This window comes from Enterobacter cloacae complex sp. ESBL7 (assembly GCF_041679625.1).
Classification (GTDB): Bacteria; Pseudomonadota; Gammaproteobacteria; order Enterobacterales; family Enterobacteriaceae; genus Enterobacter; species Enterobacter asburiae_B.
The window spans coordinates 380,906-401,115 of the sequence record NZ_JBGORN010000002.1 but is presented as its reverse complement, the minus strand read 5'-3'; the positions used below and the strand labels follow the sequence as shown (position 1 = coordinate 401,115).

Sequence of the window (20,210 nt, the reverse complement as noted above, 5' to 3'; positions counted from 1 at the left end):
TCTCCTGTTATTGATGGCTTACGCTGAGTAACGGCGCACCGGCGCTGACGGACGTTGCCGCCACGGTCACCACGTCACGATACTCATCGCTGTTACTGATAATGATCGGGGTCGCCAGGTCGTATCCGGCATCGATAATCGCCTGTCGGTCAAACTCCAGCAGCAGATCGCCGGGCTGTACCCTGTCGCCCACCTTCACGTGGGCGGTAAACGGCCTGCCGTCTAGCTTCACGGTATCGATACCCACGTGGATTAACACTTCAATCCCGCTGTTGCTGAGCAGGCCGATGGCGTGTTTGGTCTGAAACAGCGAGGCCACCACGCCGGCAAACGGGGCCACCACTTTGTTATCGGAGGGAATAATGGCGGCACCGCTGCCCAGCAGGCCGCTGGCAAACGTGGTATCCGGCACCTGGTCGAGCGCCAGAACGGTCCCGGTCATCGGGGATAAGACTTCGTTTTCCCCTGCCGTAACCGCAGCTTCCGCCGCTGCGCGTCCCGGCATGCCCGCCGCCAGCGTCAACCCGCAGCTCAGCACCAGCGCTACCGCGGTGCCGATCACGCCGCCCCACAGCGTGGCGTTTACCCCACCCGGCGGAATCATCTGGGCGATGGTAAAGATATTGGCGAAGCCGAAGGAGTAAACGTGGGTATCGCTGAAGCCGACAATCGCGCCGCCGATAGCTCCCGCCACGCAGCCAAAGATAAACGGGCGGCGCAGCGGCAGGTTTACGCCATACACAGCGGGTTCGGTGATACCAAATATCCCGGCCGTTACCGATGAACCCGCCAGCATCTTCTGACGGGCATCGCGGGTACGCAGGAAGATCCCCAGCGCTGCCCCCACCTGGCCAAACACTGCGGGCAATAGCATTGGCAGCATGGAGTCATGCCCCAGCACCGCCAGGTTGTTGATCATCAGCGGCACTAGCCCCCAGTGCAGGCCAAAAATAACGCAGACCTGCCACAGCGCGCCCATCGCCGCGCCCGCCAGCCACGGTGCCAGAACGTAAATGCTCTGATAGCCGTTCGCCAGCATCTGGCTCAGCCAGGTCGCCAGCGGCCCGATAACGAGGAAGGTCAGCGGCACGGTTAATCCTAAGCAGATCAGCGGCGCGAAGAAGTTTTTCATCGAGGAAGGCAGCAGCCTGGTGCTCTGTTTTTCCAGCCAGCAGCTGACCCACGCGGCGAGAATAATCGGGATCACCGACGAGCTGTAGTTAAACCAGGTGACGGGAATGCCCAAAAAGGCGTCCGATACCGCGCCCGGCTGCTGGCTGGCGTTAAACGCCGCAATCATCATCGGATGGGTGAGCGCCCCGCCGATGACCATGGTAATAAACGGGTTGCCGCCGAATTTTTTCCCGGCGGTATAGCCCAGCACCAGCGGGAAGAAGAAGAACAGCGCGTCGCTGGCGGCGAACCAGATTTTATAGGTGCCGCTCTCGGTGCTGAGCCAGCCGCACACAACGGCCAGCGCCAGCAGCCCTTTCAGAATACCGGACGCGGCCAGAATGCCGATAAACGGGGTGAAGATCCCGGAGACGATGTCAATCAGGCGGCCCAGCAGATTCCCTTTTTCGCCCCTCTCTTCCACGACGGGCGCGTCATCGGTAAGGCCTGCCTCATGGCGCACCGCCTGCCAGACGTCGTGGACGTGGTTGCCAATCACTACCTGAAACTGGCCCCCGCTTTCGACCACCATGATGACGCCCGGGTTTTTCTTGAGCCCTTCCGCATCCGCCCGCTGGTTCTCTTTCAGTTTGAAGCGAAGCCGGGTCGCGCAGTGTACAAGACTGACGATGTTCTCTTTTCCGCCAACGTGGCCGAGAATATCCTTCGCTAAAGCCTGGTATTCCATCTCGATTTCCTTACATCCGATGCCTGCAGGCACCTGTTGACTGAGTATAAAAAATAAAAAAACCCGAGAACGACCTTCTGACGAAGGCCGCGCTCAGGTTTTGCCTGCGAGATGCAGTAACAATCCTGTTTTGAGGCTTAACGCCCCTCTTTTCTCACCCGCTCAATATGAATGGCGAGGAACATAATTTCTTCGGTCGTCAGCTCACGCTGATAGCTTTTGTTCAGGTGCTGGGCGATTTTCTCGGCGCATTTCCACGCTTTCGCGTAGTTGTCTTTTACCGCCGTATGCAGCGAGACGTCGTCATCTTCCACCACGGTGCGGGTCAGCATCCGCTGGGCAAAAAACTTCAGATGCGTGACAAAACGCTGATAGCTGAGCGAGTCTTCATCATACTCAAGCTGCAGCTGATACTTCACCAGCTGCAGGATCTCCTGCATCACCCGCGTCACGTGCATCACTTCCGGCATTTCGCTGTTGAGCTGCGCGGTGACCAGATGCAGCGCGATAAATCCGGCCTCATCCTCCTCCAGCTCGACGTTCAGGCGTCTGGCGATAATGGCCCGCGCCTCCTGCCCTAATTCGAACTCCTTCGGATACAGCCGTTTAATATCCCACAGCAGCACGTTTTTGATGGCCAGCCCGTTCTTCTGCCGCTCAATCGCAAAGTAGCAGTGGTCGGTGAGGGTGATATACAAACTCTCCTGCAGCTTGCCCAGCCGCTGCGCCGCCAGCCCGATGATGCGGTCGCAGGTGGTCATTACCTCCAGCGGAATTTGATTCAGCAACTCCCCGAGTCGACGCACCAGTTCATCGCTTTGTAACGCAAACACCTTTTCAACCAACGCGGTATCCAGCGCTTCGCCGACGCGCTTCTGAAAGGCCAGCCCACGGCCCATCACCACCTGTTCGCGCCCGCGCTCATCCTGAACAACCACCACGTTATTATTGAGTATCTTGGCGATTTTCATCTGAACCCCAGAAACAAAAAAACCTGACCTCCGGCAGATGCCAGAAAATCAGGTTTTGCCTGCCTAAGCAGTAACAATCCAGTTCTGGCACTCTATCAGTTTCATTCATAGCCTCAATGCGTCACGCGTCAGAAACGTGACGCGGATCGAACTTGCTACGGTGATATCAGAAGCTCACCACCGTTTTCAGCTCGGTAACCCAGGCATCCTGGGTGCGACTGACCCCGCCGGGATGGTGCCAGTACTGAATGCCCGGCTGCAGCTCCAGCCACGGCACTGGACGAAAACGGTAGTAAAACTCGCCGTTCAGGGAGTGGCCTGGCTCCGGGTGATACGCCGGATCGTTATAGTCCGACACGCCGCTCAGGCTGTTCATATAGCGCTGGTTGCGGGCGTACTGACTGCTCATATCAATCCAGGTTAGCCCGAAGCCAATCCAGTCTTCCGGACGGGCGTCAAACAGCCCGCGGTAGCGCAGCGAGGCGGCGTAAACCTGGTGCATGTAGTTAGTGCTCTGATCCGCAAGGCTCATGCTGAAAGAGGTGCTCAACCCGCGATTCGGGTCATCCTGATGCTGGGTAAGCTGCTGGTTTAGCCCGGCGTACATGAACCAGGTCCGGCTGTGGGTTTCAAACCCGTCCGGATCCGTCGCGCCCGCACCGCCGGATTTGCCGCGATAGAGATCGGTTTGCGGCGCGTTGGTAAACACCACGCCCAGGTTATACGCGCCCGGCAGGCCGTTAATCAGCGGACGCGCTTCGATTTCAACCGGCAGTAAGACCCCTTTGCTGCCCTTCGTCGACCAGCTCCACGCGTGGCTGCGGCTGGAGGCCTCGGGATTTTGCTCCATCACGCCGCCCTTCAGGGTCAGCGTCGGCGTTAATTTATACGCAAGCGTGGTGCCCCAAGTGTGAACGTTCCAGTTGTTCCACGTCAGCGAGTTGGCTGACTTCCCGCCGCACTGCGAAAGCAGCTGGAAATCACAGGGGATGATTTGATCGAAGGTCTGCACCTTGTTCATCATCCCGATGCGCCAGGTCAGACGCCGGTCGTCAAAGCTGCGGGCAAAGGTCAGCCAGCCCAGGCGGGTAATGGACTGTCCGCCCCAGCTCTCCTGGGTCAGGTCGTTAAAGTTGACGCGAGGGTCCTGCACGCGTTTGGTGGTGAGGTCGTCATTGTGGTTACGGTTGACGATGTTCCCTTCGATACGCGCATCCGGGATACCGGTCCAGCGCTCAAGATCCTGGCTGAAGGTCAGCGCAAACTGGTCGATATAGGCCACGTGGGAGTCGTGGTTATAGCCACCGCCTCCGTTCCAGCCAATTTCATTCAGATATCCGAGGTTCCAGGTAAAACCGTTATCGTTGAGGATTTTACGTATGCCGAGCATTTCGCCCAGAGCAGGCTCCGGCGGAGCTTCAAAGCCTAATACCGTTCCGTTCCAGTCCTGCGCCAACGACAGCGGGGATATCGCTAATAAGGCGAGCGCATAGAGTTTATTTTTATATGCCATAATAACAACCTGTGATTGAGTATTTTGTGCGTAACCGGTCGCAGGAAATTTTTCTATTTCCTGTCGATATTTCATTTTTTTAAAATCAGTAAAAAGCGCTAAGCCAAATTTCTCTCCTGCGTAAACGAGAGGCAAAAAAAAACCTAAGCGCTCCACAGCGAAAATGCTGTGAAACGCTTAGGTTTTGCCTGTTAACCAGTAACAATCCTGCGTTGAAAACAGTGGCACCTTAACACCGTCGCGCCACGTTGAAAACCAGAACGGTTTTCTGGTTTAAAAAAGTGTGAGCAATTTAACGCTTATTATTTTGACTGAATTACCCGGGCAATATCAGACGAAGTCTGTAATGTCCGAATCTCCTGAAATAATCCCAGCGCTTCATCGTACTCTTTGCGTAAATAACTCAGCCACTGTTTAATTCGCGCGACGTGATACAAACCGGTGTCGCCCTGCTTTTCCAGTCGGCTGTATTTTTGCAGCAGCGTGACGACGTCTGCCCACGGCATTCGCGGCTCGTTATATTTCACCACCCGGCTAAGGTTGGGCACATTCAGGGCACCGCGACCGATCATTACCGCATCGCAGCCGGTGGCCTTCAGACAGGCCTGCGCGCTCTCGTAATCCCAGATTTCACCGTTGGCGATGACCGGAATGGTGAGGCGCTTGCGGATCTCACCGATCGCCTGCCAGTTAATGCGCTCGGCCTTGTAGCCATCTTCTTTGGTGCGGCCATGCACCACCAGCTCGGTGGCCCCGGCCTGCTGCACCGCATCGGCGATTTCAAACTGCCGCGCGTCGCTGTCCCACCCCAGGCGCACCTTCACCGTCACCGGCAAATGCGAAGGCACGGCCTCACGCATGGCCTTCGCGCCGCGGTAAATCAGCTCAGGATCTTTCAGCAACGTCGCCCCGCCGCCGCTGCCGTTCACCAGCTTCGACGGACAGCCGCAGTTGAGATCCACCCCGTAAGAGCCCAGCTCAACCGCGCGGGCGGCGTTTTCCGCCAGCCATTCGGGGTACTGGCCGAGCAGCTGAATACGCACCAGCGTGCCGGAAGAGGTCCGGCTCTGGTTGTGCAGCTCGGGGCACAGGCGGAAGAAAGATTTTACCGGCAACAGCATATCGACCACGCGCAGAAACTCCGTCACGCAGAGATCGTAATCGTTCACCTCGGTCAGAAGCTCGCGCACGAGGGAGTCGAGCACGCCTTCCATTGGGGCCAGTAAAACACGCATAGCAGTACCTGTGAAAAAAGACGCGCTATAGTAGCCGCTCTCTATATCGCTGGGAAGCGCTTCTGTTCAGGGAGAAAGTCAGCCGGCGTTGCCCCGACAATGGCGCGAAACGCCGCCGCAAATGCCGCCGGGCCAGAAAACCCCAGCATCCAGGCCACCTGCTTAACCGGGTATCCGTTGGCGAGCAGGTCCAGCGAGGCACAAATCCTTGCTCGCTGTCGCCAGGCCCGGAAGCTAAAGCCGGTATCATTAATAAACGCGCGTGAGAAGGTGCGTTCAGACATCGCGGCCTGTTCCGCCAGCCTGTCCATCGAAACGTCCCAGAGATTGCTGGCAATGATGTCACAGGCAACGCGATGTAAGCGCTCATCCAAGGGCATCGGTAATTCGGCCGAAATCTGCTGCGCCTCGCTGAGGATTTCAAGCAGCAAAACGGCCATGCTGCGCTGGCTGGCTGGCCGGTATTGCGCACTGAACAGCCCGGCAATCAGCTCTTTGAACAACGCCGTCGCCATAATCACGTGAACCTCTTCTTTCCGTTTAAAAGATCCGCATTGCGATATCAGCGTGGGGCTAAACCAGACCGCGCGAAGCTCCGTTGCGGATAACACGCTGTAGGTGTGTTCCTGAAAGGGAGGGATCCACAGCGCGCGCTGTGGCGGTATGACCCAACGCTTATTGCCGGTTTCGACCAGCATCACCCCTTTGATGGCAAACAAAAGCTGCCCCTGTGGATGCCGGTGAGGGGGATCCACTTCGCCGCGCGTATAGCTAATTGCCCCTCTGGACCATCCGATGGCATCGTCATGAATTGGCGTTTTATCGATAACGGTTGGCATTTCACATTCCTCCCTTCCTCTTATGATGCTGCTTGTACACGTAACCGGAGAGAGACGCAATGCACATTCATTTTATCATTCATGAACATTTCGAAGCGCCTGGCGCATATGAAATCTGGGGGAAAAAGCGCGGCTGTAGTATGAGCTACTCCAGAGTTTATCAGGGCGATCCGTTACCCGAAGACCTGGAGAGCACGGACGTGCTTATCATCATGGGAGGCCCGCAGTCACCTGCCACCACGCTTAAGGAGTGCCCATGGTTTGATGCGCAGGCGGAAAAGGCACTCATAGGCCGCGCAATTGAGGCAGGTAAAACGGTGATTGGCGTTTGTCTGGGCTCGCAGCTTATCGGTGAAGCGCTGGGCGCCGCGTTTTGCCATAGCCCGGAAAAAGAGATCGGCACATTTCCCGTCAGGCTCACAGATGCAGGCAAGGCGAACCCGCTGTTTGAGGATTTTGGCCACGAGCTGAACGTCGGTCACTGGCATAACGACATGCCAGGGTTGACGCCGCAGGCTAAGGTGCTGGCTTACAGCGAGGGCTGCCCCCGTCAGATCGTGCAATATGGCGAACGGGTTTACGGTTTTCAGTGTCATATGGAACTGACGCCGGAGGTGGTTGAGCTGCTGATTGAACATTCGCAGAACGATCTCCGCCACGCGGCTGAATTTCGTTTTGTCGATACGGCGGAAAAACTTCGCTCGCATGATTATCGCGAAATGAACCAGGTGCTGTTTTCTTTTCTGGATAAACTGACCGCCTCGCGCTGATGCATTCTCTGGCTCGTCACTTCGCCACCGCACGCCCTTTCCTCTAAACTGTAGCCTGCCCCTGTGCGGTGATACCAGACGTTCCATTCTGGAATGTCTGGTATGCTCAAATTTCATGATGTGATCCGTGGCACATTTTTAGGTTTAATTGTATGATGAATGCGTTTCAGCAAGGACTATCACCATGAGCAAATCATTGAACATTATCTGGCAATATCTGCGCGCATTCGTTCTGATATACGCCTGCCTGTATGCCGGGATATTCATCGCGTCGCTGCTGCCCATCGTCATTCCCGGCAGCATTATCGGTATGCTGATCCTCTTTGTTTTGCTGGCGCTGCAAATCCTGCCCGCAAAATGGGTCAATCCCGGCTGCTTCGTCCTTATTCGCTATATGGCGCTGCTTTTCGTGCCTATCGGCGTCGGGGTCATGCAGTATTTTGATTTGCTCAAAGCCCAGTTCGGCCCGATTGTGGTCTCCTGCGCGGTCAGTACGCTGGTGGTTTTCCTTGTGGTGAGCTGGAGTTCGCATCTGGTGCATGGCGAACGTAACGTGGTCGGGGAGAAAACAAAAAAATGATGGCCAATATCTGGTGGTCGCTGCCGTTAACCCTGGCGGTGTTCTTCGCCGCGCGCAAGCTTGCCGCACGTTTCAAAATGCCGTTGCTGAACCCGCTGCTGGTGGCGATGGTGGTAATTATTCCGTTCCTGCTTCTCACCGGCATTCCCTACGAACGCTACTTTGCCGGCAGCAAAATTTTAAACGATCTGCTGCAGCCTGCCGTTGTGGCGCTTGCCTTTCCTTTATATGAGCAGCTCCACCAGATCCGCGCCCGCTGGAAATCCATCATTACCATCTGTTTTGTGGGCAGCCTGGTGGCAATGATCACCGGCACGTCGGTAGCGCTGTTGATGGGGGCCTCCCCGCAGATCGCCGCCTCTATCCTGCCTAAATCGGTAACCACGCCTATCGCGATGGCGGTCGGCGGCAGCCTCGGCGGGATCCCGGCCATCAGCGCGATGTGCGTCATTTTCGTCGGTATTCTGGGTGCGGTGTTTGGTCACACCCTGCTGAACGGGATGCGTATTCACACTAAAGCGGCACGGGGGCTGTCGATGGGAACAGCTTCCCACGCCCTGGGCACTGCCCGCTGCGCGGAGCTGGATTATCAGGAAGGGGCGTTTAGCTCGCTGGCGCTGGTGATCTGCGGGATTATCACCTCCCTGCTGGCCCCGTTCATTTTCCCGCTGATTCTGGCGGTGATGGGCTAAAATTTGCGATGCGTCGCGCAAATTTCATTTTGATTTCATAAGTTGCATACATAATGAGAAGTGGATCACATATAAAGCCCTGACGGCTCCGTAAACTACCGATCCATTAACCTTTATGAGGCAAACGCCATGCACCCACGTTTTCAAGCTGCTTTCGCCCAGCTTGCAGAGAATTTGCAGTCAGCCCTGGCTCCCGTTCTGGCAGATGCACACTTCCCCGCCCTGCTGACCGCGGAGCAGGTCACGATGCTGAAACAGGCAACGGGACTGGACGAAGACGCGCTGGCATTCGCACTGCTTCCTCTGGCTGCCGCCTGCGCGCGGGCCGATCTCTCCCACTTTAACGTCGGGGCCATTGCGCGCGGCATCAGCGGAACCTGGTACTTCGGTGGCAATATGGAGTTCCTGGGTGCGACCATGCAGCAAACGGTTCACGCCGAGCAGAGCGCCATCAGCCACGCCTGGCTGCGCGGTGAAAAAGCCCTGAGCGCCATTACCGTTAACTACACCCCCTGCGGCCACTGCCGTCAGTTTATGAACGAGCTGAACAGCGGGCTGCAGCTGCGCATCAATCTGCCAGGCCGCGCGCCGCATACGCTGGGGGATTATCTGCCTGACGCGTTTGGCCCGAAAGATCTGGAAATCAAAACGCTGCTGATGGACGAGCAGGACCACGGTTACGCCCTGTCAGGCGATGACCTGAGCCAGGCGGCCATTCGTGCGGCGAACAAGAGCCACACGCCGTACAGCAAGTCCCCGAGCGGCGTGGCGCTGCAGTGCCGCGATGGCCGGATCTTTAGCGGCAGCTACGCGGAAAACGCCGCGTTTAACCCAACCCTGCCACCGCTACAGGGCGCGCTTAACCTGCTGAGCCTGAACGGCTATGACTATCCGGACATTCAGCGCGCTATTCTGGCAGAAATTGCCGATGCGCCGCTGATCCAGTGGGATGCCACCGCCGCGACGCTTAAAGCGCTGGGCTGCACGACGATTGACCGCGTACTGCTTGCGTAATCCTTCCGGCGGGCAGAAATGCCCGCCAGTTTGCTGAAAAACCCCTCAGTTGAGTCGCTGTTTCTTGCGCTAACCAGGCGGGTAAAGTAGCCTGAGTTAAATTTCATCCACGAACGAGCCATCTCCATGTTAAAGCGCGTTTTTTACAGCCTGTCTGTCCTGGTCGGCATACTGCTGTTGATCGTGCTGGGTCTCGACCGCTGGATGAGCTGGAAAACCGCCCCCTACATCTTTGATGACCTGCAGGACCTGCCCTATCGTCAGGTTGGCGTGGTGCTCGGCACCGCCAAGTATTACCGCACCGGCGTGATCAACCAGTATTACCGTTACCGCATTCAGGGCGCGCTGAACGCCTACAACAGCGGCAAGGTGAACTACCTGCTGCTGAGCGGGGATAACGCCCTGCAAAGCTACAATGAACCGGTGACGATGCGTAAGGACCTGATTGCCGCGGGCGTGGATCCTGCCGATATCGTGCTCGACTACGCCGGATTCCGCACCCTGGACTCCATCGTGCGCACGCGTAAAGTCTTCGATACCAACGACTTCATCATCATTACCCAGCGCTTCCACTGCGAGCGCGCGCTGTTTATCGCGCTGCATATGGGCATTCAGGCGCAGTGTTACGCGGTGCCGTCGCCAAAAGACATGCTGAGCGTGCGCGTGCGCGAGTTCGGCGCGCGTTTTGGCGCCCTGGCCGATCTGTATATCTTCAAACGCGAACCGCGTTTTTTAGGCCCGCTGGTGCCGATTCCGGCGATGCACGAAGTGCCGGAAGATGCGCAGGGTTACCCGGCCGTCACGCCCGAGCAGCTGCTGGATATGCAGAAAAAAGAGAAATAACAGGGCCGCCTTTATACTTTCTTTACGCCGGGCCTGACGCTTTTTATCCCCCCTTTACGTCGGCTCTTTTAAGCTGAGTTCACTGCCGCTACGGCTTCATTGAAGAATAACTATGAACTCAATAATGAATGCGTTTTTCCTCAAAAGTCTCCGCCCGTATTTTAACTTTCCCGGTTTATCACTTCCTGGCGCACTCAATTCCGGTCTCTGGCTTGATGAAAAAATTGACGCCCTGCAGCACAACATTTCAGTGGAAGTGGCAGATTATCTGGAACGTTACCCGCAGACGAAACATGTAGACGTTTACCTGAACGATATCAACGGCACGATGCGCGGCAAGCGTCTGTCGGTGGAGAGCATGCTAAGCCTGGAAAAAGGCTGTTATTTTCCCCTTTCGGTCTACTCGATGGATCAGAAAGGAAAAATCGCCGCCCCGCTTCATGATGAGCCGGACCGAGTCTGCGTTCCGGTCGCCGGTTCCCTGCGCCCCTCTCCGCAAGATCCGCAGCACAACGCGCAGATCCTGCTGACGATGAAAGACAGCGACGATAATCCCTGCCCGCTTGAGCCGCGCGTGATACTGCAGAACGTGCTGGCCCGCTTCCACCAGCACGGCCTCTTCCCGGTGATTGCCCCGGAAATCGAGTTCTATCTGACGGGGCATGACGATCGGGATCCGCAAAATCAGGGCTGTTTTCACATGGATACTACGACAGCCCACGCGGCGCTGTTTGACGAGCTGGAACAGCTGGCGCACCTGCAGCGCATCCCGATGTGCGGGATCGTGGCGGAAGCCGAGTCCGGTCAGTACGAATTAAACCTGAAGCACAGCCATCGCGTCGTTGAGGTCTGCGATAACGTGCTGGCGCTTCGTCGCCTGACCCGATACGTTGCCGAAAAGCACGGCCTGCAGGCCAACTTTATGGCTAAGCCTTTCAGCCAGCTTTCCGGCAGCGGCCTGCACTTCCATTTCAGCCTGAATAACAGTCGCGGCGAAAACGTCTTTGCTTCCCCGGTGGACGCGCTTAACAGCATGATGCGTTTGTGCATCACGGGGCAGCTGGCGCTGATGCCCGCCTCTGTCGCCATTCTTGCGCCGGGCGTTAACGCGTTTCGTCGTCTGCGTAAAAACCTGACGGAGCCCGTATTTAACTCCTGGGGCTATAACACCCGCTCCGCCGCCCTGCGTATTCCCTGCTCGGATGACCACAACCGTCGTATCGAGTACCGGCTGGCCGGGGCCGATGCCAATCCGTATCTGGTGGCAGCCACTATCCTGACCGGCATGCTGTACGGGCTGGAAAACACCGACGACGAGGATTTGCCCGAACCGCAGCACGATCGTCCCGAGCTGCCGCTGTTTCAGCAGGAGGCGATTGAGACCTTTGCCCGCTGTCAGTACCTCACCGACAGCCTGGGCGACGCTTTTTCCGAACAGTGGGTCGCCTGCAAGCTCTCCGAACTCGACTGGTTTGAGCGCATTGTGACCCGAGAGGAGTCACAGCTGGCATAAGGCATAAAAAAGCCCGCTCGATGAGCGGGCCGGATAACGCGAGGAGCAATTACTTCTTACGCGCGTACTTCAGTGAATCCAGCGCAACCGCGAAGATAATGATGGCGCCTTTGATGATGTACTGCCAGTACGGGTTCACGCCGATATAGGTCAAGCCGTAGTTGATGACGGTGAAGATGATCACACCGGTCACCACGCCCAGTACCGTACCCACACCGCCGCTGAAGGAGACGCCGCCCACCACGCAGGCTGCGATTGCATCCAGCTCGTACATGAAGCCGAGGTTGTTGGTTGCAGAGCCGATGCGGCCCGCTTCCAGCATCCCGCCGAAGGCGTAGAACACGCCGGACAGCGCGTAGATGAAGAGCAGGTTCAGGGCAACGTTTACGCCGGAGACTTTCGCCGCTTCCGGGTTACCGCCGATTGCGAAGATGTTTTTGCCAAAGCGCGTTTTGTTCCACAGGATCCAGACGAAGGCCACTGCGATCAGCGCATAGAAGGTGATATACGACAGGCGGAAGCTGCCCAGCGCGATAAACCCTTGCGTAAAGGTCGAGAAGCCGCTGTCAAAGCCCGAGATAGGTGAAGCACCGACAAAGTCGTAGTACAGGGAGTTGATACCGTAAACGATGATCATCGTACCCAGCGTGGTGATAAACGGCGTCACGTTCAGGTAGGCGATGATGATACCGTTGATCAGACCAATCACCGCACCGATGGCGCAGACAATCAGGATCACCACGAAAATCGGCATGGTGGCCATTTCCGGGAAGACCTTGTTGGCATTTTCCATCGACTGCAGCAGGGTTGCCGCGATAACCGCCGCCAGACCCACCTGACGACCGGCAGAAAGGTCCGTCCCCTGGGTCACGATCAGGCCCGCCACGCCCAGCGCAATGATAATACGCACGGAGGACTGGGTCAGAATGTTACTCAGGTTCAGCAGGCTTAAGAACGTAGGGTCCTGGAAAATGATGATAGCCAGCAGTACTAAAAGAACAACGTAAATACCGCCTTCTTTCAGGTAAGTGAGAAAACTTTTTTTATTTAACGCACTCATGAGGAGCCCCTGATCTTAAAGGTGCAAAGACGCAAGACGCAAAATTTCGTTTTGCGTTGTCGTTTTGGTGTCAACAATACCGGCAACGAGACCATTGCTCATAACCAGAATACGATCCGTGATCCCTAACAATTCCGGCATTTCGGAAGAAATAATAATGATCCCTTTATTCTTTTTCGCCAGCTCGGCAATCAGCTGATAAATTTCAAACTTCGCGCCGACGTCAATACCGCGGGTCGGTTCATCCAGCATCAGAATTTCTGGCTGGGTTAATAACCAACGTCCGATAATGACTTTCTGCTGGTTACCGCCTGACAGAGAACCAATTTGGGTGCGGTGTCCTGGCGTTTTCACGCGCATGGAGTCAATAACCCATTGGGTATCGCTCTTCATGCGGGAGTTATCCAGCAGTCCGACTTTGTTTTTGTAATTGCGAATGTTAGAAATTAACGAGTTAAAGTTAATATCCAGATAGGCATAAATACCGGTCGAACGACGCTCTTCCGTCACCAGCGCAAAACCATTATTAATGGCTTCGTTGGCGTTGTGGTTGTTAATTTTCTTACCGTGCAGCGTAATAGTGCCTTCGGCTTTCTCACGGATACCGAACAGGGTTTCCACGATATCGGTACGTTTTGCCCCGACCAGACCGGCAATCCCCAGGATTTCGCCCTTATGCAGGTCGAAGGAGACGTCGCGAATAGACGGCTGACGCAACGAGGTCAGATTGCGCACTTCCAGGATCACTTCGCCCGGCTTGTTTTCTTTGTCCGGGAAGCGCTGGTTAAGGGAACGGCCGACCATCATGGCGATGATCTTGTCCATGTCCAGCCCTTCCAGCGGCTGCGTGGCAATCCACTGACCGTCGCGCAGAATGGTAATCTCATCGCACAGCTGGAAGATCTCTTCCATTTTGTGGGAGATATACACAATGCCGCAGCCGCGATCTTTTAGCTTACGAATAATGGTAAAAAGGTGATTAACCTCTTTTTCCGTTAATGACGATGTCGGTTCGTCCATGATGACGATTTTCGCATCATAGGAGAACGCTTTGGCGATTTCGATCATCTGCATCTGGGAGACGGATAATGTTCCCACGCGGGCGCGCGGGTCGATATCAATATCCAGCTCATCAAAAATCGCTTTGGTGTCGCGATACATTTTGTCCTGATCGACAAAGACACCCTTGGTCGGATAACGCCCCAACCACATGTTATCCATGACTGAACGCTGCAGCACCAGGTTTAATTCCTGGTGAACCATCGAGATACCGTTTTCCAGTGCTTCTTTCGCTGAATGGAAATCGATCTCTTTCCCCTGAAAAAGAATGCTGCCAGAATCTTTTTGATAGATCCCAAAAAGACATTTTAATAATGTTGATTTACCCGCACCGTTCTCCCCCATCAGGGCATGAATAGAGTGAGGACGAACTTTTAAATTAACATTATCGAGTGCCTTAACGCCGGGAAATGACTTGTTGATACCGCTCATTTCCAACAGGTATTCACCGGATGACTGAGTATTTGTGCTGACCATAATTATACCTTGTTGGCCTCGCATATCGCGTTATAAAAGGGCGCAACGAATTGCGCCCAGTGGAGACAGTACCGCTAACTTATTTACCGATAAACTCAGCCAGGTTGGACTGGTCTACGCCCACGTAAGGTACGCGAACGATTTTGTTTTCAATTTTCCAGCTGGTGCCATCAGCCGCGCCTTTGCCATCGGCAAGGTTTTTCGCCAGATCGAAGGTCGCTTTCGCCTGGTTGTTGGCATCGTTCAGAACGGTACCGGCCATCGCACCGGATTTAACCAGCGCCAGCGCTTCTGGCAGTGCATCCACGCCGAACACAGGAATGGAGGATTTGTTGTGTGCTTTCAGCGCTTCTACCGCACCCATTGCCATCGCATCGTTGTTGGCGATAACCACTTCGATTTTGTTCGCGTTAGGGCCGGACAGCCACGCGTCCATCTTATCTTTCGCCTGAGCGGTATCCCACATCGCGGTATCTAACGCCAGCTGCTGGGTTTTCAGACCCTTGTCGTTCAGCTCTTTGATAACGTAGGTGGTACGGGCTTCAGCATCCGGGTGGCCGGGTTCGCCTTTCAGCAGCACGAACTGAATCTGACCGTCTTTGTTCAGGTCCCAGTTCGGGTTCGCCGCCCAGTGTTTCGCGATCAGATCGCCCTGAATAATACCGGACTCTTTGGAGTCGGTACCGACGTAATACGCTTTGTCGTAGCTATCCAGCGCTTTACGGGAAGGTTCTTTGTTGAAGAAGACGATTGGCACGTTCTGGCCGCGCGCTTTTTCAATAACCGTGCCTGCTGCAGCCGGGTCAACCAGGTTGATGGCCAGGGCTTTCACGCCTTTCGCCAGCAGAACGTCGATCTGGTCGTTCTGTTTGGACTGGTCGTTCTGGGAGTCGTTCATCAGCAGCTGAACGTCTGGCGCTGCTTTCGCATCTTTCTCAATCGCTTTACGTACAACAGACATGAAGTTGTCGTCGTATTTATAGATGGTCACACCAATACGGGTATCCGCAGCGTGCGCTGCTGCACCAAAAAGCATGCTTGCCATTACGGCAGACAGGGTCAACACCTTCTTATTCATGGTATCTCCGGTTTTTTTTATGCAGGGTAGTTCTTGTGAATAACGATCGGCGGGCAGGTGTTAATAAAACGTTACTGACAGCCGAAGTTCACTTATAAAATTTCTATCTTCCGTGTTCGGTAACGCTCCAGAAATGCGTTTTATTCGTTGTTTGCGGCACATTGGCTATAGTGAAAGTGAATAATCACCGTTACATAGCGTTTCAGCCCCTAAAACGCTGACATCATAGTCAGCGTCTTGTTAAGATACTGTGAATTTACTCACAGATTGAAAACGGTTACATCACCTCAAGTAATCAGTTAGTGATCGGAACCACAATTTGCCGGGCCGCGACGGAGTGCCGACGCACTAAAGTCGGCATGAAACAGTGCGTTGCGCCCGGATCCAGCAGCCCTGCCGCCCCCTGTAACGCCAGCTCAGTCGCCAGTTTCGCCATAGAGGCAATGGGGTAACGCACCGTTGTCAGCTGCGGGTCGGTGTAACGGGCAATCGGGATATCATCAAAACCAATGAGTGATAAATGCTGTGGCACCGCAATGCCGTTATCTTTCAGCGCCGTCAGGGCGCCTGCCGCCATGCTGTCGTTATAGGCAAACACCGCAGTAAGCTGCAGATTGCGGCCCAGCAGCTCCACCATCGCCGCCTCACCGCCCTGCATGTCAGGCGTACCGGTGCCTGTCCAGCTTTCTGACGGCTTAATGCCGTGCTCTTTCAGGGCGTTTTGCCACCCCTCGCGCCGCAGGTCGTCATCTTCAATATGATGGCTGGAGGCCAGATAGCCGATCCGCTGATGCCCGTTGTTGATGAGCATTTTCGTCGCCATCATGGCCCCGCTGACGTTATCCAGCCCGACGCAGCGGTGGGCATAGCCGGGGACGATGCGGTTGATCAGCACCATGCCCGGGATCTGATCCATAAAGCCGGTTAGCTCTTCATCGCTCAAGGCTTTTGAGTGGACAATCAGGGCGTTACAGCGCTGGCGGATCAGCACTTCGATGGCATGGCGCTCCTTTTCCGCCTCATGATAGCTATTGCCGATCAGGACATATTTCTGATGCTGCTGGGCGACCACGTCGACCGCTTTGACCAGCGCGCCGAAAAAGGCATCCGATACATCCATCACCACCACGCCGATGGTGTCGCTGACCTGCGTCGCAAGCGCCTGGGCATTGGCATTTGGCCGGTACCCGAGCTGGGTCACGGCTTTCATTACGGTTTCACGGGTTTCAGGGCTGACCAGCGCGCTATTGTTCAGCACGCGTGAGACGGTAGCCACAGAAACGCCCGCCTGACGGGCGACGTCACGAATGGTGATCATATTCACCATCCTTCAAAGGATTGCAGCAACTCACAGACACCCCCTGTGTTTAGCAAGGTGGCTATTTTGGCAGCGAGAGAAAGGGGACTACGTGAAGAAGCTCACACTCATGAAAACGCTTACATCCGTTTTGTTAATGATTGTGATCCAGATCGTTATCTGGATGTATTCCTCAATGATACCCCTGAAGCATGTGCGGTTAACTGACGCCACACCCACTCTAGCGGTCCCTGGCGGAAATAACGTAGCCAGAGAACAGAAAACGCCAGGTTAATCACCCAGACCGGAATAACAAACGCCAGCAGCGTGAGGCGGTCGAATTTCATAAACAGGCCAAATCGATAGAAAAGCGTGGTGCAGAGAAGCGTTTGCAGGAGGTAATTGCTCAGCGCCATGCGGCCCACGCAGGCGATAGCGCTGACGATCCACAGGCGGGAAAGCGTTGGCCAGAAGCCATAGATCAGCGCCGCGTAGCCGATGGTCTGGAACGGCGCGCTCAGTTCGCGCGGCACCTGGAGCAGGAACGCGCACCAGCGGTAATCCCAGTGGATGTGCCACTGCGTGATTATCGCCGGGAGGTTAATCAGCACGCCGATCAGCACCAGCCCGATACCCGTTCGCCGATAGTGACGCAGGCTGAACTCCCCTTTCAGCCAGCCGGTGCGCATCAGTGACGCGCCCATCAGCATCATGCCCGCCAGCTGCCAGCCGTATTGCGCCCCCAGCGCAAGGAGGTTATCCCCCAGCATATCCGCGCGGTTGCTTATCGCTTCCGTACCGCCCTTCAGCTTCCAGTACTGTTCGTACTGCAGGTTAGCAGCATCCGGGATCCAGGAACGGTTCGTCGCCTCGCCGGAGATCATCCCCAGCAGCAGCAGGACCCCAAGCCCCATGACATAGAGCATCACGCCGGTGTTAAACAGGCTTTTTACGCTGTGCGCATCGCGAATCAGACGCCAGCAGATGAGCCCGACTAACCCATACGCGAGAAGAATATCGCCGTCCCAAAAGAACAGGCCGTGGATAAAGCCTAGGAGAACCAGCAGCGTCAGGCGCGACTGGATCCAGCGCGTACCGCGTTTGAGGAGGAGTTGCAGACCTGCACCAAACAGCAGGGCAAACAGCGTGAGGAATTTAACCTGCGCGAAGAGATCGAGGACAGCCCAGGTCCATGCATCACTGCGCGTGATGTCGCCATACCAGGCAGGATTGAGATAAGCCGCCTTCGGCAGGCCGAAGGCGCTGATATTAAGCAGCAGGATACCGAGAATGGCGACGCCGCGAACAAAATCGAGCGTGACGTTTCGCTCCATGGTTCCTGCCCTGTAAGTCTTAGTTGTGGTGACGTACGGCGCGCAGGAACTCCTGGCGGGTATTCTGGCTCGATTTAAACAGGCCGCCCAGCGACGTGGTGGTCGTTGCACTGGTTGCATCACGCACGCCGCGCGCCTTCACGCAGTAGTGAACCGCGTCGATAGAGACGGCCACGTTATTGGTGCCCAGCAGCGTTTGCAGCGCGGTCAGGATCTGCTGCGTCAGACGCTCCTGCACCTGCGGACGCTGAGCAAAGAACTGCACGATGCGGTTGATTTTCGACAGGCCAATCACCGTATCTTTTGGGATATACGCCACGGTCGCTTTACCGTCGATGGTCACGAAGTGGTGTTCGCAGGTGCTGGTCAGCGTGATATCGCGTACCGTCACCATCTCGTCCACTTTCATCTTGTTTTCAATGACGGTGATTTTCGGGAAATTGGCGTAATCCAGCCCGGAGAAAATTTCGTCGACGTACATTTTCGCGATGCGGTGCGGCGTCTCCATCAGACTGTCGTCACTCAGATCGAGATTCAGCAGCTCCATGATCTCGGTCATATGACCGGCAATCAGACGCTTGCGGGTTTCATTGTCCAAATCCTGTACGGGCGGACGCAGTGGCGTTTCAAGACCGCGCGCAACCAGGGCTTCGTGGACCAGGGCAGCTTCTTTACTGAGTGATGACATTTTGTTCTCCTGCAGGTGTGGCGTCTTTTGCCCTCGTTGTGGCAAAAGTATGCGCTCATTGTGCGTGAGGCGGCGCACATAATCCAGTATTCACGACGATAATTATTGCAATTGCTGTTGCCTTTCAGCGTGACGATTCCAGACCAGCGCTCCGCCGACGAACAGCGCAACGCCCGCAAGCCCCAGCGCGGGCTCCAGCCGGTGGGTAAGCCAGGTTGATAACGCCGAGGTCATCGGGCCAATCAATTGACCAATCGCATACCCGGTGGTGAGCAAGCCTGCCATATAGCGCGTATGGTTTGGCGCCAGCTCGCGGCCGTATAAAAGAGAGAGCTGGACGGCACACAAAAAACCGCCGCCCACCAGCAGCCCGCCCGTCAGCAAACCGCCAATCCCCGGCAGCAGCCAGGCCGCCAGCACGCCAGCCCCCTGTAACCACAGCACGATAGCCAGCCTGCGGTTCGCCGTTGAGGCGTGGCGTAAAAGAATACTGAGCGCAATGCCCACCACGGCGGCGATACCAAAAATCGGCCAAACAAACTGGGCGAACAGGCTGCCGGGAAAACGCACCGCAGCCATTTGCGACAGAAATGTCGCCGGGAGGATATAGCCAAACCCGGCCAGGCTGTAGCTCCAGACCAGGCGCTTTAAATCCGCCGTCAGCACCAGCGGCTCCGGCGCGGTGCCGGGGCGATGGAGCTGCCCGGATCGCGGCAGGTAGCGCGCCACCAGCGCAATCAGCACCAGCGCCAGCACGCCGTAGATTTGCCATGCCGCCCCGGCCGAAAGGGATTTCGCCTGGATATAGACGGCGAGCAGCCCGCTCAGGGCAATGCCCGCCCCTGGCCCGGCAAACACGGCGGCGCTCAGGCCCGGTTTACCCAGCTGCCCCAGCCGTTCGTTGGTCCAGGCGGCAATGAGTACCATCGACCAGCCGCTCATGCAGCCAATCACGAAGCGCAGCAGGCCGTGTACGACGGCGTTATCCGCCGCCGCGGAGAGCAGCGTCAGCGCAACCGCGCCGGTGATGCCAAGCCAGAGGCGCGTTTCCACAAAGCGGTGCGCGCGCATGGCATCCCATGCGCCCACCAGATAGCCCAGATAATTCATCGCCGCCACCAGACCCGCGCTGGTCAGCGTAAGCTGCCCGGCAGCAATCATGAGCGGCACCTGAGGCGTAAAGGCAAAGCGCCCTATTCCCATCGCCACCACCAGAACGACAAATCCACTGAGCGCAATACGCAGCGCCATGACCGCTCCAATTGTTAAAGAAAAGTAAATTTATGATGCAGCATCTCGCCGTCTGGCGAAAGTGAAAGTTACTCACAGGTCAATGAAAAGGCTGTATTATGGTTTTTATGAATACGCATTCTCATTAAGGAGCCC

General features: G+C 56.0%; 17 protein-coding genes and 1 pseudogene. 6 read left to right on the top strand and 12 right to left on the bottom strand.

All coding sequences use genetic code 11. The features are described 5' to 3' along the window. Window positions 1-7: 7 nt before the first annotated feature. From bglF to ACERY3_RS11955, 5 genes and pseudogenes are all read right to left on the bottom strand, one after another. Window positions 8-1,974 (bottom strand): annotated as a pseudogene (gene bglF / locus ACERY3_RS11975) (PTS beta-glucoside transporter subunit IIABC). Window positions 1,975-1,998: 24 nt separating this feature from the next. Beyond that, window positions 1,999-2,832: a BglG family transcription antiterminator LicT gene (gene licT, locus ACERY3_RS11970; RefSeq protein WP_373225740.1), complete on the bottom strand. Its 834-nt coding sequence runs from the start codon at window positions 2,830-2,832 to the stop codon at window positions 1,999-2,001. 166 nt (window positions 2,833-2,998) lie between these two features. Beyond that, window positions 2,999-4,345, bottom strand: a complete 1,347-nt coding sequence (locus ACERY3_RS11965; protein ID WP_373225738.1) for a carbohydrate porin — start codon at window positions 4,343-4,345, stop codon at window positions 2,999-3,001. A 302-nt stretch (window positions 4,346-4,647) separates the two neighbouring features. Next, window positions 4,648-5,580, bottom strand: a complete 933-nt coding sequence (gene dusC, locus ACERY3_RS11960) for a tRNA dihydrouridine(16) synthase DusC (RefSeq protein WP_045888710.1) — start codon at window positions 5,578-5,580, stop codon at window positions 4,648-4,650. Between the two features lie 41 nt (window positions 5,581-5,621). Continuing rightward, entirely contained in the window at window positions 5,622-6,419 is a 798-nt protein-coding gene (locus ACERY3_RS11955; RefSeq protein ID WP_373225736.1) for a helix-turn-helix transcriptional regulator, read from the bottom strand. A 59-nt stretch (window positions 6,420-6,478) separates the two neighbouring features. On the opposite strand from ACERY3_RS11955, the gene ACERY3_RS11950 reads away from it, so the two are divergent. The 6 genes from ACERY3_RS11950 (at window position 6,479) to ACERY3_RS11925 (ending at window position 11,831) form a co-directional block, all read left to right on the top strand. Further along, window positions 6,479-7,189 carry a type 1 glutamine amidotransferase gene (locus ACERY3_RS11950; protein ID WP_373225734.1) on the top strand — a complete coding sequence of 237 codons (711 nt, stop codon included), beginning with the start codon at window positions 6,479-6,481 and terminating at the stop codon, window positions 7,187-7,189. Between the two features lie 184 nt (window positions 7,190-7,373). Then, window positions 7,374-7,769 (top strand): CidA/LrgA family protein, encoded by a 396-nt coding sequence (locus ACERY3_RS11945; protein WP_023312463.1) that lies wholly within the window; start codon window positions 7,374-7,376, stop codon window positions 7,767-7,769. After that, a complete protein-coding gene (locus ACERY3_RS11940; RefSeq protein WP_029740398.1) occupies window positions 7,766-8,461 on the top strand; it encodes a CidB/LrgB family autolysis modulator in 696 nt (231 codons plus the stop codon). The genes ACERY3_RS11945 and ACERY3_RS11940 overlap by 4 nt, the downstream gene beginning before the upstream one ends. Before the next feature lie 129 nt (window positions 8,462-8,590). Next, complete coding sequence (gene cdd / locus ACERY3_RS11935) at window positions 8,591-9,475, top strand: cytidine deaminase (protein ID WP_214538542.1); 885 nt, start codon at window positions 8,591-8,593, stop codon at window positions 9,473-9,475. 126 nt (window positions 9,476-9,601) lie between these two features. Beyond that, window positions 9,602-10,318, top strand: a complete 717-nt coding sequence (gene sanA / locus ACERY3_RS11930) for an outer membrane permeability protein SanA (RefSeq protein WP_008500918.1) — start codon at window positions 9,602-9,604, stop codon at window positions 10,316-10,318. Between the two features lie 124 nt (window positions 10,319-10,442). Beyond that, a complete protein-coding gene (locus ACERY3_RS11925) occupies window positions 10,443-11,831 on the top strand; it encodes a glutamine synthetase family protein (RefSeq protein ID WP_373225838.1) in 1,389 nt (462 codons plus the stop codon). Window positions 11,832-11,880: 49 nt separating this feature from the next. On the opposite strand, the gene mglC is transcribed toward ACERY3_RS11925, so the two are convergent. The 7 genes from mglC to ACERY3_RS11890 all read right to left on the bottom strand — a co-directional run bounded on the left by mglC (window position 11,881) and on the right by ACERY3_RS11890 (window position 20,075). After that, a complete protein-coding gene (mglC, locus tag ACERY3_RS11920) occupies window positions 11,881-12,891 on the bottom strand; it encodes a galactose/methyl galactoside ABC transporter permease MglC (RefSeq protein ID WP_029740401.1) in 1,011 nt (336 codons plus the stop codon). 15 nt (window positions 12,892-12,906) lie between these two features. Continuing rightward, window positions 12,907-14,427, bottom strand: coding sequence for a galactose/methyl galactoside ABC transporter ATP-binding protein MglA (gene mglA / locus ACERY3_RS11915; protein WP_023312467.1), 1,521 nt, complete (start codon window positions 14,425-14,427; stop codon window positions 12,907-12,909). Between the two features lie 79 nt (window positions 14,428-14,506). Next, window positions 14,507-15,505 carry a galactose/glucose ABC transporter substrate-binding protein MglB gene (mglB, locus tag ACERY3_RS11910; RefSeq protein WP_023312468.1) on the bottom strand — a complete coding sequence of 333 codons (999 nt, stop codon included), beginning with the start codon at window positions 15,503-15,505 and terminating at the stop codon, window positions 14,507-14,509. 295 nt (window positions 15,506-15,800) lie between these two features. Then, window positions 15,801-16,823 (bottom strand): HTH-type transcriptional regulator GalS, encoded by a 1,023-nt coding sequence (gene galS / locus ACERY3_RS11905; RefSeq protein ID WP_047060539.1) that lies wholly within the window; start codon window positions 16,821-16,823, stop codon window positions 15,801-15,803. 155 nt (window positions 16,824-16,978) lie between these two features. Continuing rightward, window positions 16,979-18,136, bottom strand: coding sequence for a DUF418 domain-containing protein YeiB (gene yeiB, locus ACERY3_RS11900; protein WP_373225730.1), 1,158 nt, complete (start codon window positions 18,134-18,136; stop codon window positions 16,979-16,981). Between the two features lie 19 nt (window positions 18,137-18,155). Next, window positions 18,156-18,824, bottom strand: a complete 669-nt coding sequence (gene folE, locus ACERY3_RS11895; protein WP_023312471.1) for a GTP cyclohydrolase I FolE — start codon at window positions 18,822-18,824, stop codon at window positions 18,156-18,158. Between the two features lie 102 nt (window positions 18,825-18,926). Next, window positions 18,927-20,075, bottom strand: a complete 1,149-nt coding sequence (locus ACERY3_RS11890) for a YbfB/YjiJ family MFS transporter (protein ID WP_373225728.1) — start codon at window positions 20,073-20,075, stop codon at window positions 18,927-18,929. Window positions 20,076-20,210: the final 135 nt, after the last annotated feature.

Bases quoted from the DNA above. Each gene is read 5' to 3' on its own strand.
- licT (WP_373225740.1), bottom strand. From the start codon at position 2,832: ATGAAAATCGCCAAGATACTCAATAATAACGTGGTGGTTGTTCAGGAT.
- ACERY3_RS11965 (WP_373225738.1), bottom strand. From the start codon at position 4,345: ATGGCATATAAAAATAAACTCTATGCGCTCGCCTTATTAGCGATATCC.
- dusC (WP_045888710.1), bottom strand. From the start codon at position 5,580: ATGCGTGTTTTACTGGCCCCAATGGAAGGCGTGCTCGACTCCCTCGTG.
- ACERY3_RS11955 (WP_373225736.1), bottom strand. From the start codon at position 6,419: ATGCCAACCGTTATCGATAAAACGCCAATTCATGACGATGCCATCGGA.
- ACERY3_RS11950 (WP_373225734.1), top strand. From the start codon at position 6,479: ATGCACATTCATTTTATCATTCATGAACATTTCGAAGCGCCTGGCGCA.
- ACERY3_RS11945 (WP_023312463.1), top strand. From the start codon at position 7,374: ATGAGCAAATCATTGAACATTATCTGGCAATATCTGCGCGCATTCGTT.
- ACERY3_RS11940 (WP_029740398.1), top strand. From the start codon at position 7,766: ATGATGGCCAATATCTGGTGGTCGCTGCCGTTAACCCTGGCGGTGTTC.
- cdd (WP_214538542.1), top strand. From the start codon at position 8,591: ATGCACCCACGTTTTCAAGCTGCTTTCGCCCAGCTTGCAGAGAATTTG.
- sanA (WP_008500918.1), top strand. From the start codon at position 9,602: ATGTTAAAGCGCGTTTTTTACAGCCTGTCTGTCCTGGTCGGCATACTG.
- ACERY3_RS11925 (WP_373225838.1), top strand. From the start codon at position 10,443: ATGAATGCGTTTTTCCTCAAAAGTCTCCGCCCGTATTTTAACTTTCCC.
- mglC (WP_029740401.1), bottom strand. From the start codon at position 12,891: ATGAGTGCGTTAAATAAAAAAAGTTTTCTCACTTACCTGAAAGAAGGC.
- mglA (WP_023312467.1), bottom strand. From the start codon at position 14,427: ATGGTCAGCACAAATACTCAGTCATCCGGTGAATACCTGTTGGAAATG.
- mglB (WP_023312468.1), bottom strand. From the start codon at position 15,505: ATGAATAAGAAGGTGTTGACCCTGTCTGCCGTAATGGCAAGCATGCTT.
- galS (WP_047060539.1), bottom strand. From the start codon at position 16,823: ATGATCACCATTCGTGACGTCGCCCGTCAGGCGGGCGTTTCTGTGGCT.
- yeiB (WP_373225730.1), bottom strand. From the start codon at position 18,136: ATGGAGCGAAACGTCACGCTCGATTTTGTTCGCGGCGTCGCCATTCTC.
- folE (WP_023312471.1), bottom strand. From the start codon at position 18,824: ATGTCATCACTCAGTAAAGAAGCTGCCCTGGTCCACGAAGCCCTGGTT.
- ACERY3_RS11890 (WP_373225728.1), bottom strand. From the start codon at position 20,075: ATGGCGCTGCGTATTGCGCTCAGTGGATTTGTCGTTCTGGTGGTGGCG.